This window comes from Frankia sp. R43, assembly GCF_001306465.1.
GTDB lineage: Bacteria > Actinomycetota > Actinomycetes > Frankiales > Frankiaceae > Parafrankia > Parafrankia irregularis.
Map to the genome: position 1 here is coordinate 728,351 of NZ_LFCW01000005.1, position 17,658 is coordinate 746,008.

The following is a 17,658-nucleotide window of genomic DNA, read 5'->3' on the forward strand; positions in this document are numbered from 1 at the left end:
CAACGCGTGCGCGTCCGAAAGGGAGAGGCATGGCCGAGGCGCCAGACCAGCTGGTGCCGGTACGAGCTGTGGCGTGACGGCCGCCTGGTGCAGGCCGAGCTGGAGCCGTTCACCCTCCAGATCTGGGACCTCGACGAGTTCGACGATCTCCTCCAGGAGGCTGGCCTCACCACGGTCGCCGTGCATGCCGACTACAAGGTGGGCCAGTCCCCCACCGCGGGCACCGGGGTCTGGACCTTCGAGGCAACCAACCGCGCAGGTCGATGACGGCTGGGCGTCACGCCGCGGTGCGGTGGCGGAACAGCCAGGACGCGCAGGCGTAGGAGACTACGAGGATGCCCAGGCAGTAGGCGATCGCGACCCACGCCTCGTGGCCGAGCTCCACGCCGGTCGAGGTCTGCCCCATCCACAGCCCGCGCATCGTCTCGATGATCGGCGTGAACGGCTGGTGCTCCGCGAAGCCGCGAAGCACGGTCGGCATTGTGCCGGCTGGGACGAAAGCCGTGCTGACATACGGGATGAACATCAGCACGAAGGTGAACGAGTTCGCCGCCTCGGGCCCGCCGGCGAGCAGACCGACCGCGGCGGCCAGCCACGACAGCGCGAAGACAAAGAAAATGATCATCGCGACGGCCGCGAGCCATCTCAGCCCGGACGTGGTGGGGCGCCAGCCGATCCCGAGCCCGACCCCGATCACCAGAGCGGTCGCGATCAGGTTCCGGGCCAGGCTGGCCACGATCTGGCCGATGAGGATTGACGGCCCACTGATCGGCATCGAACGGAACCGGTCCACGATGCCGTTGGTCATGTCGGTGGCCAGGGACACCGCCGTCGTCCCCGCCCCGAACCCGGCGCACAGCACAATCAGGCCGGGTACGACGTAGTCGACGTACCTGCCGCCGGTGTTCAGCGCACCGCCGAACACATAGACGAACAACAGCATCAGCACGATCGGCAGCATCAGGGCGGTGAAGAACGCCTCCGGGTCGCGCAGCGACCGCCGCAGGCAGCGAGCGACCATGATTCGCGAGTCGGTCACGGCGTAGGCGAGGCTCATCGAACGATCTCCGATCGGGGCTGCGGCGCGGACGGCGCATCGTCGGCGGTCAGGGACATGAAGACGTCATCGAGACTCGGGCGATGGGTGGACACCCGGGCCGCGGGGACCCCGACGGCGGCGATGCCGCCGAGCAGCGCGTGGACCTGGGCCGCCGAGCCGTCCGTGACGACGTCGATGACGCGCAGCGCCTCGTCCGCGCGGGCCACCTCCGCGCGGGCCCCTTCCGAGTGGGTCGATTCCAGGTGGCCGAGCGCGACGCGGTAGTCAGCCGGGTCGGCGAAGTGCAGTCGGGCGACCTCCGCGCCCAGGCTCGACTTGAGCTCTTCCGGGGTGCCCTGGGCCACGATCCGGCCGGCGGTGAGCAGGGCGACCGTGTCGGCGAGCCGGTCGGCCTCCTCGAGGTACTGGGTGGTGAGCAGGATGGTGACGCCCTCGTCGACCAGGCGGCGGACCGTCTCCCAGAGCTGCTCGCGGCTGCGGGGGTCGAGCCCGGTCGTCGGCTCGTCGAGGAACGCCAGGACGGGCCGCCTGACCATGCCTGCCGCCAGGTCGAGGCGCCGGCGCATCCCGCCGGAGTATGTCTTCACCCGGCGGTCTTGGGCGTCGACCAGGTCGAACTCCGCCAGCAGCTCGTCGACCCGGGGCCGGACCTCGCGCCTCGGCAGGTGGCGCAGCCGCGCCATCATCTCGAGGTTCTCCCGGCCGGTCAGCAGATCGTCGATCGCGGCGTACTGACCGGTCAGGCTGATCGCGCTCTTGACTCCGATCGGGTCGCGGAGCAGATCACAGCCGGCGATCACGGCCGTTCCCGCGTCGGGGGCGACGAGGGTGGCCAGGATCCGCACCATCGTCGTCTTGCCGGCCCCGTTCGGACCGAGAAGCGCGAAGACGGAACCCTGCTCGATGGCCAGGTCGACGCCGTCGAGCACGACCCGGCCGCCATAGGACTTGCGGATCCCGTCCGCAGCTACTGTGTATGGCATACACAAAAGGTATGCGTGATACACAGTTCACGTCAAGTCGTATCCTCGCGATCGAGGAGGGAGGCCGATGGCCAGCGAGAAGTCACCGCCGCTACCGCCGGGCCTCGACCTGCTCTGGGGCCGCCGCGAACGTGGTCAGCGCGGGCCGCGACCGGGGCTATCGGTAGACGCGATCGTGGCGACGGCGACCCGGATCGCCGACGCCGAGGGCCTGGCCGCGGTGTCGATGGCCCGCGTCGCGAAGGAGCTCGGCTACACGACGATGTCGCTGTACCGGCACGTGGCCACCAAGGACGAACTGCTCCAGATGATGTGGAACGCCAGCGCCCTGGGCGCCGAAGGCCTCGTCCTGGAGGGCGACGATTGGCGGACCCGGCTGCGGGCCTGGGCGATCTTCCAGCGCCAGATGATCGACCTCCATCCCTGGATCACCCAGATGCCGATGGCCGCGCCCCCGGTTGCACCGAACTCGCTGACCTTCGTCGAAAAGGGGTTGGAGACCCTCGACGACACCGGCCTGTCCGACACCGACAAGCTCCGCGTGATCGGCCTGCTCAGTTCGTACACGCTCAGCGAGGCCCGAATGGCCCACGACGCCGCCCGGGCGGCCGTCGCACCCGGCGCTGGGGCTGGAGCTGCGGCTGCGGCCGGCGCTGGAGCTGGGGCTGCGGCTGGGCCTGGTGCCGGGGCCGACGCGGCGGCGGGGTCGGACAGGGGCGGCCCGCCGCCTGTCTGGGGCTTCGAGGCGTTGCTGCGCGAGCTCGTCGACGCGCAGACCTATCCGCGGCTGCACCGCATCGCCTGGGCGGGTGAGATCGGCGGCGACCCGGCGGGTTTCGAGGAGACCGAGGAGTTCCTCTTCGGCGTGGACCGGATCCTCGACGGCATCGCCGCTCTCATCGACCGAACCCACGACAACCGGCCCCATCGGACATCCGGTGGCACGGGGACGCCCGGCGCCCGACACTCCGACGGCCCGACGCCCTGACGATCCGGTGCGGGTGTCAGATCGACACGGATAGTCCCATCCCACTCGTACTTTCCGATACTCGCCGGTCCAGCACCATCCCGATCAGCAGCGCCAGCGGGTCATTCGCCAACAGGGAGTCGGCACACGGTGGGGGTGTACATGTTTGATGTGATCATCGTCGGCGGCGGGCCGACCGGAATGATGCTGGCGAGCGAACTGCGCCTGCAGGGCGTCAAGGTGCTCGTGCTGGAGAAGGATGCCGAGCCACCGCCGTTCGTCCGGTCGCTCGGCCTGCACGCGCGCAGTATCGAGGTGCTGGACCAGCGGGGGCTGTTGGAGCGGTTCCTCGAGAACGGCACGCAGTACCCGATGATTCCCGGCGGCGTCCGGGGATTCTTCGCGGGCATCGAAAAGCCCGCTCCCACCGGACTGGACACCGCACACGGATACGTGCTCGGCATTCCGCAGACGCTCACCGACCGGCTGCTCGCCGAGCACGCGGCCGAAGTCGGAGCCGAGATCCGGCGCGGGTGTTCAGTGGTCGGGCTGGAGCAGGACGACGACGGCGTGGCCGTCCACCTTGAAAAGGGGACTGCAATGCCGTTGCGGGCACGGTTTGCCGTCGGCTGCGACGGCGGGCGCAGCACGGTTCGGAAACTGCTCGGGGTCGGGTTCCCCGGCGAGCCGTCGAGAATCGACACGCTGCTGGGCGAGATGGAGGTGACAGCGTCCCCGGATGACATCGCCGCAGTGATGACCGAGGTGCGCAGGACCGAGAAGCGGTTCGGGATCGGGCCGTCGGGCAAGCCGGGGGTGTTCCGCGCGGTCGTGCCGGCGCAGGGCGTGGCCGAAGACCGTTCGGTGCCGCCGACGTTCGAGGAGTTCAGGCAACAGCTGCGCAGGTACGCCGGCACCGACTTCGGCGTGCACTCCCCCCGCTCGCTGTCGCGCTTCGGCGACGCGACCCGCCAGGCCGAGCGCTACCGGGTCGGACGGGTGTTTCTGGCCGGGGACGCCGCGCACATCCACCCGCCGATGGGTGGGCAGGGGCTCAATCTCGGGATCCAGGACTCGTTCAATCTGGGTTGGAAGCTGGCGGCGGAAATCAATGGATGGGCGGCGGACGACCTGCTCGACAGCTACGAGTCCGAGCGGCACCCGGTGGCCGCCGACGTGCTGAACAACACCCGTGCACAGATGCAGCTGACGATCAACGAACCCGGGCCGCAGGCGGTTCGGCGGTTGGTGGCGCAGCTGATGGACTTCGACGACGTCAACCGTTTCCTGATCGAGAAGATCACGGCTATCAGCATCCGATACGACTTTGGTGCGGGCCACGCCCTGCTCGGGCGGCGACTGCGCGACGTCCAGCTCAGGCATGGGCGCCTGTTCGAGCTGATGCGCACCGGCAGCGGGCTGCTGCTCGATCAGACGGGGCGGCTTTCGGTGGGCGGCTGGGCCGACCGGGTCGACCACGTCGTCGACATCAGCGAAGAGCTGGACGTGCCGGCGGTGCTGCTTCGGCCGGACGGGCACGTCGCGTGGGTCGGCGAGGATCAGCGGATGCTCGGGGTCGCGCTGGCCAGGTGGTTCGGCGCCGACGCGGGTTCCTAGCAGAATCCCGAGCGACTTCACCGGGCCATCCCACCCGGCGAAGTCGCTCGCGGGCTCCCGCTCAGGGCTGGGCGAGGCGGGTGACGAAGTCGGCCACGATCGCCAGCTCGGCGTCGTCGTAGCGGCCGAGCAGCCCCATCAGACCGGCACCCTTGGAACCGTAGAACGCACCCATGTCCGTGGCGATCCGCTCCTCGACGCGGGACACGATGACCTTCCGCCGGTCCTCGGTGGAACGCTCCCGGCGGACGTAGCCGGCACGCTCGAGGCGGTCGAGCACTCCGGTGACCGTGCCGGTCCGCAGGCCGCTCAGGTCGGCCAAGCGCCCTGGCGTCAGCGGTCCGTGCACCTCGAGGAGGGTCAGGAACTGCGTGTCGCTCGGGCCGAGCCCGATCTTCTCCGCCACCTCGTGGCTGTAGAGGACCGCCCCCGCGATCATGCGGACGACCGCGGCGAGGACGTCGGCCTCCATCCGGGCGCGGCCATCGTCGTTCGACAAACTCTCTCGCCCCTCCTAGTATCTCGTTTAACCGAGATACTCGTTCAACCGAGATGCTCGGCCAGCGACCACTGCCTTCACCCTAGGGGGTCCACGATGGCAAACCTCACCGTCGACGCGGTCAACGCGGTCGACGCACCGGTCCGCGTCCAGGCGTTCGAGGCCACCGTGCGCAGGCTTGGCCACTGGACCACCGCCCGGATCTTCGAGGTCCGCGCCCGCCGGGGCGGCGCCCTGCTCGACCTGCGCTCCCCCGGCATCCCCGCCGGTGATGTCGAGGTCCGGGTCGATCTGGACCGCTCGGTGCTCAAGCTGCTGGTGCCCGACGACGCCCTCGTCGACCAGTGGGGTCTGCGTTTCACCCATCGAGGCCGGGTCAAGGACGCCTGTGGCCGCGGCGCGCTCGCCGGGCGGACGATCCGCCTCACCGGCCGGGTCGACCGGGGAGAGATCCGGGTCCGCCGAAGCGGAGCCGCCGTCCTGTCAGCGATGTTCACCCGCGAGTTCCTGGCCGATGCGCGGGCCTCGCGGCGAGCCGGGCACCAGCCGACGGTCGCCGATCCCGCCGCCAGCTTCTCCACCGCCGCCACAGCCACCGCCTCCACCACTTCCACCAACACCACCGACACCGCCAACACCGACCCGCGCCGGTAACTCAGGCCGACCGATACAGGAGACGACCTGATGAAGGACAGCCGACGGGAGAGATTCGGCGGGCTGACCATGGAGGGCCCGATTGCGCGCTGGTACACGCGCCTGCGCGGGACCGGGCCCCAGCGTGACGCCTACCGGAAGCAGGCCGCCGCGCTCACCGAAGGCCTGGTCGACGGTGCGGCCGTTCTGGAGCTCGCCCCCGGGCCCGGCTTCCTGGCCATCGAGATCGCGCGCCTGGGCCGGTACTCGGTGAGCGCGCTCGACATCAGCCGGACGTTCGTGGGCATCGTCACCGAGCAGGCCGCCGCGGCGGGTGTCCGCGTCGACGTCCGGCACGGCGACGCGGCCGAGATACCCTTCCCGGCGGACAGCTTCGACCTGATCGTCTGCCAGGCCGCGTTCAAGAACTTCACCCGCCCCGGGAAGGCGCTCGACGAGATCCACCGCGTCCTGCGCCCCGACGGCACGGCGGTCATCGAGGACATGAACCATCTGGCCACGGCGACCGACATCAACCGCGAGGTGGCGTCGATGCGCCTGAACCGGATCAGCGGGGCCATGACGAGACGGACGCTGCGCGGGCTGCGGCGCCGCGCCTACACGCCGGACCGGTTCGAGGAGCTGGCCACGGCCAGCGTGTTCGGCGGCGCGACGATCCGCGCCGAGGGCATCAGCCTCGAGGTAGTCCTGCGTAAGGCCGATGCCAGCCGGTCACTTCCGGCATAGCCCGGGTCCGGATCGCCGGACGGAGTCCGCGCCGACACGGCCCGCGTGCCGCCGAGCCCGGCTGCGGACACTCGCGCGCCGCCAGCCGGGCGCAAGCCTGCCCGCGGAGGCACCCCTTGCGTCCGCGGGCAGTTCGCGTCTCCCTGATCGTGATTCGCCGACGTCTCATCCAGGCGAAGCTGGGTACTCGCTCGTTCGCCCTGTTCCGATCCGCCAGCGAGGAGATCATCTGGCGCGGTGGCTCGATGTCACCGAGTACCCAGGAAGGTGAAGTTGCCCATCGGGACGGTCAGCGGCCGACCCAGGATGTGGTCTTCGACGCGACCCACCAGGTTCGCGGCGTCAAGGTGCCGATCATGGTTCTTCGAGATGATCCAGCCCTGCCGCACGTCGATCGCGGAACCTTCGGGAAGGAGCCCGTTATCAGGGGTCTTATAGCGGATGTTCAGCGTACCGGCGAAGTTCGGCGGCAGCTCCGTTTCAACCTTCACGACCTGATACTCCGCCGTGATCTCAACGAATCCACTGGAGGCCGGGCTGATCAGACCGCTGTCGGACGACTCCAGCGACAGGCGAGTACCGACCGGCAACCGAGTGCAGTGGGCTTCGAACACGAACCGCTCAGGCCGCGAGTCCTGATTGTAGAACTTGAGTGTCTCGTGACTCGAGACCGTCTTGTCCACATTGTGCCAGCCCGCGGCACCGTTATACTGAATCCATTCAGCGGACGACCAGTTGCCCGTCTGCTCGAGCGGGCTGTTCGCGAAGAACTCACTGCCGACCACAGTGATCAGGCAGTAGTGACCGGAACCCGGCGGCTCGAAAGCGAAAGCGGAGCTGGCGGCGACACGAGTACCCGGCTCAGCCTTCGTCCCTCCGTCCGCGGTCTTCATCTCGGAGGTGCCACTCGTGCCGTCGTAGGTGAACATCTGAACCCAGGTCGAGGGCGGCGGCGTGAAACCGGCATCGCTGTAGTACATTCTCAGGATCGGCTTCGCGATGGGTACCAAGAAGTTCTGACTCTGAGCCCGACCATAGGTGTAGTTCTTGTACCCGACCTCGGGTGTCCACACGAAAGTGTCCCACCGCTTGATGATCTCTTTCACCGACAAATCGACCTGGCCGTTTATGACCACGTCCGGGCTGGCGGTGAGTGAGCCAGCCTTCGGAATGCTGGTGTCGTCGCTCAGGTTGGCCCGGACGAACAAGCCACGCCATTTCTGAAAGGCGCGCCGCGCCGCCGCGTCGCAGTCCGGCTGGCTCACACCAGTAGCGGCCCTCAGATCAGTGGCCAGTTTTGAAATGTCAAACCGCGTGCCCGCCCAGTACGTGTCGGCGTAGATCGCTCCGATGGCCGTGGCCACCGGCACGATGTCGCCGGGCGGGGGTGCTTCGCTCCAGACCTCCCGGATCGCGGCAGCGCTGCCGTAACCGTCGTCGAAACACGACAGTGCCGCGTTCCAGGTTTTCTGATCGGGGTGCGCCTGTAGCATTTCGCGCTCCCCGCCGGGAGTGGGGCGCGGTGCATCGAATCTGTTTCGCGTACCCATCGTGGTCATTGATCATTCCTATCGAACGAAGGTATCAGATCTGTTGTCGTGTACCGGGAGCTCTACCCTGATCTCCAGATGAAGACTCGGCACGCGGTACCGTCGGGGGTAACCATAGATAATCCAACCCACTTCGACGACCCGACCATGTCGCGGCGCCTGCCGAGACTTCCTGCACTTCGGCCACCAAACCAACGACGTAGGATCCCAGGATCCCACGCGTCACTGACTGACCGATTGACTGGAAACCTAGCCGGCGTCGAGCGCCACGCCAACCCGGTCGGGGTGCGGACGATTTCGGTTGATTCACCGTCCGAACCGGACACCCGACTCCCCGCGAATTTGACACACTGGCCATAATCACCTGAGTGTCCGGAATTCGACACGATCAGTTTCCGACACCGCCAGCATGCTTCGCTCGGATCCGTCGCCTGATACCCGACACGACCGGGAAGATGCCAACTCAACGGATGCGGGAGTTGGAACGCGTCGGGATCGCCGAACCCACGCCTCCGCACGTGGAGTACAGGCTCTCCGAGTCGGGCCGCTCCCTCCTGCGGTGGGCGTTCGTCCGGGTCCGCCTGCCCCTCCGCAACCACCCGCACCACCGGACCCACCCGGAACGCCATAGCACCTCCGGCCCGGTGCGTCGGCTCCCGCTGACGGGCGAAAGCCGCGGGTAGGGTGACGCCGTGGCGGATGCGGCGACCTTTCTGGGCCGGGACGAGTTGCTGCTGCCGTTCCGTCGCGGCTTCCGGTGGGCCTGGGCACGCCGCGGTGTGGATCTCACGGCCCGGATGGCCCGGACATCGGCCCTGGTCGTCGCCCCGCATCCCGATGACGAGACGCTCGGCTGCGGGGTGTCGATCCTGCGCAAGCGGGACGCCGGCAGGCCGGTGCACATAGCCATGGTGAGTGACGGCGCGGCGGCGCCTCGCTCGGGTGTCAGCTCGGCGGAGCTCGCGGCGATCAGGCGGGAGGAGGCCCGCCAGGCCGGCGGGCGGCTCGGCGTCGACGCGGAGCAGCTGCACTTCCTGGATTTTCCCGACGGCGGAGTCTCCGACCGGGTCGACGAGGTGAGCGCGCGGCTCGCCGAGCTGCTGGAGGCATGCCAGCCGGAGCAGATGCTCATCCCGGTTTCCTGCGAGGGGCACCCCGACCACAACGCCAGCGGCGCGGCCGCTCGCCGGGCCGCTGCCATGACCGGCTACACCGGTCAGGTTCTGGAGTACGGGGTGTGGCTGTGGACCCACTGGCCCTGGACCCGGGGCTACGGCACCGAGGGCTGGTCACCGCGGCGGGTGTTCGGCGACCCCGTTGACCGGGTTCGCGAGGTCAGGCCACTGCTGGTCGACGCTCGCGGCTACCGGGAGCGCCAGCTCGCCGCGCTCGCCGAGCACGTCAGCCAGACGACGCCGGACGAGGCAGGTAACGCCCCCACGTTGCCTGCCTCCCTGCTTGCGGCCAGCACCCGCTCCCCCGTCGAGATCTACCTGGAAGTCGGCGCTCTCGACCATCTGGCCTGACCCGCCGGAAACTCGGCGCGGGCGGCGGGCCGTTCACATCTCCGCCGGTGAGCGGACTCATCGCGGGCTTGTCACGGATTTATCGCGAGCTTGTTCCGCGGCGGGTCTCGAAACGGGAGATGGCCTGGCGATAGACCCGCTCGCGGCGCATCGCGACGGCTCGCGGCTCGAAGTCGGCCACCGCCGCGCGGCCGCGGGCACCCACCGTCACGGCGAGTTCCGGATCGACCAGCAGCGGACGCAGCGCGGCGGCCAGTGCCTCGGGGTCGTCCGGCGGCACGACCGCGCCCGCGCCGTGACGTTCCAGATAGGGGGCGATCCCGGTCCGGGCGGTGGCGACGACCGGGCGACCGCTGGCCATCGCCTCGATCGCAGCCATGGACATGCTCTCGAAGCGGCTCGGAACCGCGACGACCCGTGCCCTGCCATAGATCTCGGCCAGGTCGGAGAGCGGGACGTGTCCGGCGAACGTGCACGGTACGTCGAGCTGCTCGGCCCGGCGGGCCAGCCATGCACGGGTCGGGACGCCACCGATCAACCCCGCGGACGTTCCGGCGAGCACGATCTGAGCCTCCAGACCGTCCGCGCGCAGCTTGGCGACGGCGTCGAGCAGGATGTTGACGCCCTTCTCCCGTTCGATGCGCCCGACGACGGCGATGACCGGTTCGGTGTCCCGCGGCGGAGCGACCGAGCGCCAGCAGGTCGCGTCAAAGGGATTCGGGATGATCTCCACCGGCCGGTCCGTGAGCCAGCCGAGCTCCCGCAGCGTGGTGACCATCAGCTCCGACGGGGCCGTGACGGCGTCGGCCCACGCCACGACAGCCCGGTCGACGCGATCGGCGACCCGTCCCTTCCAGGACAGCTTCTCGCCCGACAGTCGGGGCGGCAGCATCGTCGGGCAGTGCAGGTGGATCACCAGCGGATGGCTGTGGCCCAGGATGCGGATCAGCCCGCGGCTGTCGCCGTCCTGAGTCTCGATGACGTCGGGCCGCAGACCCAGCCGGCGCAGCCAGAACGCGTAGGACGCGGCGAGGCTCGCGCGCAGGCTGAGCGAGTCCCGAGGGTGGTGACGGCCCGCGATCACCCGGCCGTAGCGGCCCAGCATGCGCGTGACGGGAACGCGCAGTAGCGGACGGCGATGAACCCGCACCCCGTCGTGAATCTCGTCCACGATCCGGTGTCCCTGCGCGCACAGAACATGCACCTCGTGGCCGAGCGCGGCAAGCGCCCCCGCAATTACAGCGGTGTAGATGCCGGCGCCGTCCCATACGATCGGCGGGTACTGTTCACACAGAAACAAGACCTTCAGGCTACCGCCGGTCACAGGCGCCGTCACCGTCAACACCCCCATTACACGTGAGAATTCCGTGTATATCAGACGGCTTTCGGCGAGTCGGACAACAGTGCCGGTACCCTTACGAGAGAGTCGAGTCGAAAAGCGCGTTTCCGCATCCACACAAACCCGTCGGGTAGCCATCCGCCCGGGATTTCCATGAAAAAAGGATCACCTGGCACGGTCGCTGAATGGACTTCCTGGGGCCGGTCCCCGCTCGCGTCTGGCCGACGCCTCGACCGCGCCACCGTCAGCTTCGGCGATCCGACTCCATCGGCTGGGCGCGCCAGCACCCGCTGCTGGTGGCACCACCGGCCTCGCCGGCTCTGAGCAGGCACTTCCGCAGGTCGGCACCCGCCCGTTCCACAGCTCGCCGAGGTCGCCTGGTCGACCGCGTGCATCCCGGCTGTCCACCGGAAAGGATGGACAGGCGCTGCCGGAACGAAAGGGGACTCAGACGATCTCCCTCTGCGCGGTCCAGGCCGAATGCTGTGGGCCGGAATCACTCATGGAAAGCCGACGGCACCGCGCGGCGCGCGCTGTCAACGACCACGCGCGCACCGCGGCTCTGCCCGAGCCGGGTGGGACCCGACCGACCGGACAGAGGAGAGCGTGAATCTAAGCCTCGGCGTCTTCGATATCTTCGCCTACTCCGTTCCCGGCTCGCTGTACCTGGTGCTGCTGCTGTACGTCCTGGACCGGGCGTCGTGGATCGATCTCGGGCAGGTCGGCGACCTCAACTCCACCGTGCTGATCGCGGGCGGGATCATCGCCAGCTACCTGCTCGGCCATCTGACATACGCCCCGCGCCGGTTCCTGGGGCGGCGGATGCCGCGGTGGCTGGGCCAGGGGCGCGATGCTCGCGCCGAGTTTCTCGATCGCTTTCCCGCCGCCCGGTCGATGGCGTTCGTCCGGGTCGACCAGGCGCTCGTCTTCGCGGCCATCGAGGTCAAAGCGGCCGACTCGGCGGTGGAAATAAGCCGGCTGCGAGCCAGCGGAATAGCGTTGCGCAACGCCGGGATCGCAATGCTCCTGTCAGCGGGCGTCGCCGTGGTCGAGCTGGTTGCCAGCCACGAACGGGGTTTGGCGGCGTTCGCCGTGGCGGCTTTCCTCGCGGGATTCGTCGGCGCGACGCGGGCCGGGCATGAACTGTCCCGCTGGGCTGCCCTCAAAACTCTCGAAGTGGCGTTCTGGCTGCCCGGCATCGAAGCCGAGCTGGCCACGAGATCGCCGGCCCCTCCGCAACCACCCGCGCCACCCGCACCACCAGCCCCGCCCGCACCACCGACCCCGCCCGCACCACCGACCCCGCCCGCACCACCGACCCCGCCCGGAACGCCCTAGCGCCTCCGGCCCGATGCCGCTGCCTGGCTCCGGGCGGCATCGCCACCAGGCTCATCAAGTCGACGTTGGCCGGATGCGTCCGATCACGGTTCCAGGTTCGCGGCTGCCCTGATGCCGGTGCCCGGCAGGCCGGTATCGCGGCCCGCCGGGCATAGGCGGGTCCGTCAGCCGCCGCTGTTGGTGGTGCCGAAATAGAGACTGCCGACAGCCGCCGCGTAGTTGGCGGTGGGGCCGGGGTCGTACATCACCTGAATGTTGTACTCGTCGACGGCGAAGTCATTGACGGTGAACGTCAGCACGAGGGTATTCGCCGTTTCCACGGCCGTTGCGGACGGGCACGGATTGAAGCTGGCCGTGGAGCACGTCCAGCTGAGCGACCCTTCGGTCGGCGCCGGCGCGGCCGGGTTGAAGTTGTTGACCACCCCGAACGTCCAGCTGGCCGTGCCGGGAGCGCTGATGTCCAGGAACGGGGGGTTGTTCGGGTCCGGTGCGACGACGACGGTGGCCGGCAGCTGCTGGGAGGTCGCGGTCGCCGAGGCGGTGTTGTTGGCCGTCTCCGGATCCGGTGTGGTGGCCGAGACGGTGGCGGTCAGGGTCTGGGCGCCGAGTGCGACGTCACCGGCGGACCCGGACACGGTGAGGGTGGCCTGCGCGCCCGGCGCCAGGTCGCCGATGGTCCAGACGCCGGTCGACGAGGCGAACGTGGTCGTCCCGGACGGGCTGGCCGACGGGGCGACAAGCCAGGCCGGGACCGCGACCGCGGCGGTCACGCCATGTGCCGTCGTCGTGGCACTGCCGTTCGTCACCGTCGTCGTGAAGATCACGTCGTCGTAGTAGACCGGCGAGGTGACATTGACCGACTCGGTGACGGCGAGGTCGGCCTCGGCCGGGGCCGCGCCCACGGTGAGGATCGCCGTCGTGGCGAGGCCCTTGTTCTTCACGGTTACGGTGTGCGTCCCCGGGGTGGTCGCGGTGCAGGCAGCGCCTGTGCAGCTTCCGTTCGGGCTGATGCTGAACCTTGATCCGTCCGGGTCGAGGGACACCTCGTTACCGAAGGCGTCGAATCCCCGCACCGTGTAGGCCTGAGTCGCACCGGGGATGATCGTCGACGTGGCTGGGCTGATCGTCAGGCTGGCCGGCGCCCCGGCGGAAACGGTGACGGTGCCGGGGTCGGCGAAGGGAATCGCCGTCGCGCCGGTCGGAATGAAGGTGGCGGGGAAGGCGAAGGTGCCTGGTGTGGTCGGCACGGTGACGTTCCCGTAGGAGAGGGTCGCGGTCTGCCCGTCGGCGCAGTTCGCCGCGACCGCGATCACGTTCGATCCATCAGGTTGGGCGGTGGTCCCGACCACCTGGAACTGGGCGCACCCCGAGATGGCGCTGAGGTAGCCCGGCGCTGACTGCGCGGTCGACTGCGGCGCGGAGAAACCGGCTGGGACCGCGATGGTGATCGTGCCGGGAGCCGTCGGCTTCTGGGCTCGGTAGGTCCAGCCGAGCGCGACGCCCTGAGCTCCGGCGACGGCTTTCTTGTTGATCTGCTTGAGGCTTCCCGGGTTGACCGTCGCCGCCTGGGCGGTGCCGGTGGTCAGCAGCGGCCCAACCAACGCCGCGGCCGTCAGCGCGACTCCCAGTCTGGCTCGGCCGGGCCGCCCCAACCGACCGAGCGCAGCACGTATCCCCACAGCTTTCCCCCCATGGTGTAACGGAAAGATCCGGAGTCGGATCGCACCCGAATCTAACCGCACCCGAATCTGACTGAGTCGAGAATGACTCAGCACCAGGCAGGGTGGGCCGGGGGCATGGCTGGACGCGCGCCGTTTATCTGAAGGCGGCGACGTGGCGCTCGATCCAGTCGGCGAAGGTGCGGGGCGCACGACCGAGGACCAGCTCGATGTCAGGGCTCACCCGTCGCTCCTGCGGGGTCGGTTCACCGAGGATGGCGAGGGTGCCGTCGACCACAGGCTCGGGCATGAATCCCAGCATCAGCCCACGGGCCTCGTCACGGCTCTGCTCGATGAAACGCACCGGCTCGTCAAGCACAGCGCCGATCGCCTCGGCCCGCTGCCGGGGCGTGCTGAGTTCGGGCCCGGTCAGCACATAGGTCCGACCGGCGTGGTCGGCGTCCCGCAGGCAGGCCGCGGCGACCGCCGCGATGTCGTCCGGGTCGACGATCGGAAGAGCGACGTCACCGAATGGCGCCGCGACGGTCCGGTGCAGGCGAACCGATTCAGCCCACGCATAGGCGTTGGAGGCGAACCCGCCCGGTCGAAGGATCGTCCAGTCCGTGCCCGACTCGCGGACGGCGTTCTCGAGCACGCGCAGAGGCGCATGGGACGGTGATTCCGGTCGGGTTGCGGCAGCCTGCGAGGAAAGCAGCACGGTTCGGGTGACTCCACTGGCCGTCGCGACGTCGAGGATGCCCCGCGGGCTGAGGTGCGCGCCGGCCCCGGACACCAGAAGGAACAGCGCGGTGGCGCCGTCGAGCGCGGGCCGCAGGCTCTCCGGAACCGCGAGATCCGCGCGCTCGTATCGCACCCCGTCAACTGTGTGCCCGGCGGAGACGCCGCGGGAAACGGCCGTCACCTTCTCACCGGCGGCGACGAGTTCATGTACGAGCGTGCGGCCCACGTTACCGGTCGCCCCCATAATCACGATCACGTAATTCTCCAAGGTGGGGTCGGTTGCATTGTTCACGCCCCAGGCGACGCGAACATCGCGGCCGATCAGCCGCACGTCGAACGCTAACAGCACCGGTACAGTAGGTACCTAGAAGAAAGTGACTACCCAGAGGGGAACCAGATGCTCAGGACCCTGTCGGCGGACTCCACGACCGACCCCGAGAGCGCCTGTGCCATCAGCCCGGTGGTGGAGATCGTGTTCAGCCGGTGGACCACGCCGATCCTCTGGACGCTCCACCAGCATGGCCGGCAACGATTCGTCGAGCTGGAACGGCGCATAACCTCGATCACGCCGAAGGTGCTGACCCAGCGGCTCCGCCAGCTTGAGCGCGACGGGATGGTCATCCGCACATATCACCCCGAGGTCCCCCCTCGGGTCGAGTACGAGATCAGCGACCTCGGGCTCAGCCTCGCCCCGCTGTTCGCACATCTCGCCGAATGGGCGAACGCCAACCTCGACGGGGTCGAGCTTTCCCGCCGTGACTATGACGCCCGATCGGCGTCGTCCTGACAGTTGAACCGTCGCCGAGTTCCCCGGATGGCGTTCACAGGTCGGCCGAACGCCGAAGTCCCACTTGTTCTTCCGGCACCTTCCGTTCCAGCATCATCCCGATCAGCAACGTTGATCAGACCGGAGGCCGCGGATCGCGCTGAACGCCGCGTCGCATCTGTATCGCCCGTTCGATGCCGTGTAGGCGCGCTACGAGGTGCGAAGCCAGTCGATGCCCGTGCTCGTACCAGCCGAGGTGGACGACGTCGCCGTCGTGGACAAAACGGTCGTCGCTGTGGATGTCCGCCGTCGGGTCGAGATCGCGCAGCAGGTCAAGCGATCCCAGTCGCGTTCGGCGCCGAGCTCCAGGTGAGCGAAGCAGGGTCCGTGTTCTTGGGCAAGGCGCCACTGCAAACCCGCTGGCCCGCACCACTCCGATCCGCAGCGCCACCCATCCCAGCCAGCCGGCTCCGGACGCCGCACCGCACCCACGCGATTCCGCGCGATGGATCCTTGACCGACACGCGGACCAGGGTTCAAAATCAACATCGGATGTGATCACGGTGGTTGGCGTGATCCCGATCAACTGCAGATCATCGTCGCGCGACGGGGTACCTGATCGAAGCACCCGTGCAGGGGGAAGCGTTTCGTGACTGCCATGCATGTTCCGGATCCCGGCAAGCGGTCACCCTTAGCGCTGAACGATTCCGAGCGCCGCAATCTGGTTAACGAACTCGCAGATACCTATCGGAGCGACCAGTCCGCCCGCATACTCCTGGGTCGAATCGGTATGGCGAGGCGCGACCTTCCATTTCCGGGCGAGATGACCCGCATCGAGTGGTGGTCGTCCGTCATGAATGATCTGGCGAACGGAAAAGTGTTCGACCCTTTTCGCTCGCTCCTGACCGAACTCCTGCACGACTATCCCGCGAACGCCTGTTTCCGGACCCTCGCAGAGACCCACGACGTCGATCGCGGTCCGGTTGCGGGTCCTACCCGTCCAGCACAGGTCGAGGTTCCGGCCGGTCAGGCGCGGAACAACTTCGCTGCGTCTGCCGAGCCATACTCCGAGCTCTCACTTTTCCGTCCGCCCCAGGAGAGCTTGAGACTGCACTACTCTATATGTCAGGTTCCGCCAGCAGTCGCCGATTTCACCGGTCGCGCCGAGATGCTGAACGAGGTAAATACAACCTTGCGACAACGCACGGACGGCCATTCCCTGACCGCATGCTGCCTGTCAGGGAAGGGTGGTGTCGGAAAAACATCCATCGCGGTTCGAGCAGCTCACGACCTGGAGGATTTCTTCGACGACGGCCAGCTCTACATGGACCTTCAGGGTTTCTCAGGCCGCCCCCTGGACCCGGCCGCAGCGCTTGCCAATATGTTGCTGGCATTGAAGTTTCCGAGCGCGCTCATCCCGGAGAGCTTCGAGGATCGCGCACGGTCGTACAACACGGCAATTCGCGGACAAAGAGTGCTCGTGATCCTCGACAACGCCGTGAACGAGGAGCAGATTCGCCGACTTCTACCGCCCGGCGGCGCCACCCGAGCGCTGGTGACCAGCCGTACACCACTTGTTGGAATCGAAGGTTCTGTGCACGCCGAGGTGGACCTATTTGATCACAACGAAGCCCTGCAGCTGCTAACCAAGATCCTTGGCCGAGACAGGGTCCTGCAGGACACCAATGCGGCCAACCTCCTCGTGGACCTTTGTGGACGCCTCCCGCTTGCTGTGCGAATAGCGGGCGCGCGTCTCGTCCTCAAGCGCCATTGGCGGCTGAGGACGCTCACTTCCAGGCTCCAGCACGAGATGCAGAGACTCGACGAGCTCTCCGTTGGAGACCTAGAAGTCCGGGCCGCGTTCTACGTCAGCTACAAAATGCTCCACAGCTCGGATAGGCGGGCGTTTCGCCTCCTCGCCCAAATTCAGGCGGAAACCTTCTCGCTAAGCACTGCGAGCGCAGCCCTGGGCTCCCCCGAAGGGCATGTCGAGCATCAGATAGAGAGACTTGTCGACGCCCAGTTGATGGACTTTGCAGGGTATGACGCGTTTGAATCCCCGTCCTACAGGTTCCACGATCTCATTCGGATATTCGCGCGCGAAAGAGCTCGAGACGAGGAACCGGAAGATGCGCTCGAATCACTTCACGAACGTCTGAGCAGCTTCTACCTTGAGCAGGCCAGAACGGCGTCCAGCAGCCTTCGAAAAGACGCGACAAGGAAGCGGTGAGGAT

Annotated in this window: 18 protein-coding genes; 11 read left to right on the forward strand and 7 right to left on the reverse strand. The window is 68.0% G+C overall.

Translation table 11 applies throughout. From position 1 onward, the window contains the following. Positions 1–6: 6 nt before the first annotated feature. On the forward strand, positions 7–267 hold the full coding sequence (locus tag ACG83_RS23915) for a hypothetical protein (RefSeq protein ID WP_200931362.1): 261 nt from the start codon (positions 7–9) through the stop codon (positions 265–267). Positions 268–277: 10 nt separating this feature from the next. On the opposite strand, the gene ACG83_RS23920 is transcribed toward ACG83_RS23915, so the two are convergent. Continuing rightward, complete coding sequence (locus ACG83_RS23920; protein WP_054568429.1) at positions 278–1,057, reverse strand: ABC transporter permease; 780 nt, start codon at positions 1,055–1,057, stop codon at positions 278–280. After that, on the reverse strand, positions 1,054–2,043 hold the full coding sequence (locus tag ACG83_RS23925) for an ATP-binding cassette domain-containing protein (RefSeq protein ID WP_054568430.1): 990 nt from the start codon (positions 2,041–2,043) through the stop codon (positions 1,054–1,056). The genes ACG83_RS23920 and ACG83_RS23925 overlap by 4 nt, the downstream gene beginning before the upstream one ends. 67 nt (positions 2,044–2,110) lie before the next feature. On the opposite strand from ACG83_RS23925, the gene ACG83_RS23930 reads away from it, so the two are divergent. Both ACG83_RS23930 and rox read left to right on the forward strand, forming a co-directional pair. Next, positions 2,111–3,031 carry a TetR/AcrR family transcriptional regulator gene (locus ACG83_RS23930; protein WP_054568431.1) on the forward strand — a complete coding sequence of 307 codons (921 nt, stop codon included), beginning with the start codon at positions 2,111–2,113 and terminating at the stop codon, positions 3,029–3,031. Between the two features lie 141 nt (positions 3,032–3,172). Continuing rightward, positions 3,173–4,627 carry a rifampin monooxygenase gene (rox, locus tag ACG83_RS23935; RefSeq protein ID WP_054568619.1) on the forward strand — a complete coding sequence of 485 codons (1,455 nt, stop codon included), beginning with the start codon at positions 3,173–3,175 and terminating at the stop codon, positions 4,625–4,627. Positions 4,628–4,688: 61 nt separating this feature from the next. Here the strand turns inward: rox and ACG83_RS23940 are convergent, their stop codons facing one another. Next, positions 4,689–5,126: a MarR family transcriptional regulator gene (locus ACG83_RS23940; RefSeq protein ID WP_054568432.1), complete on the reverse strand. Its 438-nt coding sequence runs from the start codon at positions 5,124–5,126 to the stop codon at positions 4,689–4,691. A 96-nt stretch (positions 5,127–5,222) separates the two neighbouring features. On the opposite strand from ACG83_RS23940, the gene ACG83_RS23945 reads away from it, so the two are divergent. Together ACG83_RS23945 and ACG83_RS23950 are read left to right on the forward strand one after the other, a co-directional pair. Next, positions 5,223–5,780, forward strand: a complete 558-nt coding sequence (locus ACG83_RS23945; RefSeq protein WP_054568433.1) for a hypothetical protein — start codon at positions 5,223–5,225, stop codon at positions 5,778–5,780. Between the two features lie 30 nt (positions 5,781–5,810). After that, positions 5,811–6,506 (forward strand): class I SAM-dependent methyltransferase, encoded by a 696-nt coding sequence (locus ACG83_RS23950; protein WP_054568434.1) that lies wholly within the window; start codon positions 5,811–5,813, stop codon positions 6,504–6,506. 248 nt (positions 6,507–6,754) lie between these two features. On the opposite strand, the gene ACG83_RS23955 is transcribed toward ACG83_RS23950, so the two are convergent. Continuing rightward, the gene (locus ACG83_RS23955) at positions 6,755–8,065 is read right to left on the reverse strand and encodes a hypothetical protein (protein ID WP_152991499.1); all 1,311 of its coding nucleotides are present in this window, start codon (positions 8,063–8,065) and stop codon (positions 6,755–6,757) included. A gap of 359 nt (positions 8,066–8,424) precedes the next feature. On the opposite strand from ACG83_RS23955, the gene ACG83_RS46900 reads away from it, so the two are divergent. Both ACG83_RS46900 and ACG83_RS23965 read left to right on the forward strand, forming a co-directional pair. After that, entirely contained in the window at positions 8,425–8,739 is a 315-nt protein-coding gene (locus ACG83_RS46900; RefSeq protein WP_076826207.1) for a winged helix-turn-helix transcriptional regulator, read from the forward strand. 9 nt (positions 8,740–8,748) lie between these two features. Further along, positions 8,749–9,582, forward strand: coding sequence for a PIG-L deacetylase family protein (locus ACG83_RS23965; protein ID WP_054568437.1), 834 nt, complete (start codon positions 8,749–8,751; stop codon positions 9,580–9,582). 79 nt (positions 9,583–9,661) lie between these two features. On the opposite strand, the gene ACG83_RS23970 is transcribed toward ACG83_RS23965, so the two are convergent. Continuing rightward, positions 9,662–10,918 carry a glycosyltransferase family 4 protein gene (locus ACG83_RS23970; protein ID WP_235498127.1) on the reverse strand — a complete coding sequence of 419 codons (1,257 nt, stop codon included), beginning with the start codon at positions 10,916–10,918 and terminating at the stop codon, positions 9,662–9,664. Positions 10,919–11,527: 609 nt separating this feature from the next. Between ACG83_RS23970 and ACG83_RS45485 the strand changes: the two genes are divergently transcribed. Continuing rightward, the gene (locus ACG83_RS45485; protein ID WP_054568438.1) at positions 11,528–12,259 is read left to right on the forward strand and encodes a hypothetical protein; all 732 of its coding nucleotides are present in this window, start codon (positions 11,528–11,530) and stop codon (positions 12,257–12,259) included. A gap of 164 nt (positions 12,260–12,423) precedes the next feature. Here the strand turns inward: ACG83_RS45485 and ACG83_RS23980 are convergent, their stop codons facing one another. Both ACG83_RS23980 and ACG83_RS23985 read right to left on the reverse strand, forming a co-directional pair. Further along, the gene (locus tag ACG83_RS23980) at positions 12,424–13,938 is read right to left on the reverse strand and encodes a DUF11 domain-containing protein (RefSeq protein ID WP_083473492.1); all 1,515 of its coding nucleotides are present in this window, start codon (positions 13,936–13,938) and stop codon (positions 12,424–12,426) included. Positions 13,939–14,074: 136 nt separating this feature from the next. Beyond that, positions 14,075–14,914, reverse strand: coding sequence for an NAD(P)H-binding protein (locus ACG83_RS23985; RefSeq protein WP_054568622.1), 840 nt, complete (start codon positions 14,912–14,914; stop codon positions 14,075–14,077). A gap of 141 nt (positions 14,915–15,055) precedes the next feature. Here ACG83_RS23985 and ACG83_RS23990 point away from each other — a divergent pair, with 141 nt between their 5' ends. The 3 genes from ACG83_RS23990 (at position 15,056) to ACG83_RS42760 (ending at position 17,654) form a co-directional block, all read left to right on the forward strand. Beyond that, positions 15,056–15,445: a helix-turn-helix domain-containing protein gene (locus ACG83_RS23990; protein ID WP_054568439.1), complete on the forward strand. Its 390-nt coding sequence runs from the start codon at positions 15,056–15,058 to the stop codon at positions 15,443–15,445. A 211-nt stretch (positions 15,446–15,656) separates the two neighbouring features. Beyond that, entirely contained in the window at positions 15,657–15,797 is a 141-nt protein-coding gene (locus ACG83_RS45490) for a hypothetical protein (RefSeq protein ID WP_158230746.1), read from the forward strand. Between the two features lie 285 nt (positions 15,798–16,082). After that, positions 16,083–17,654, forward strand: coding sequence for an effector-associated domain EAD1-containing protein (locus tag ACG83_RS42760; RefSeq protein WP_083473493.1), 1,572 nt, complete (start codon positions 16,083–16,085; stop codon positions 17,652–17,654). The last annotated feature ends 4 nt before the right edge of the window (positions 17,655–17,658 follow it).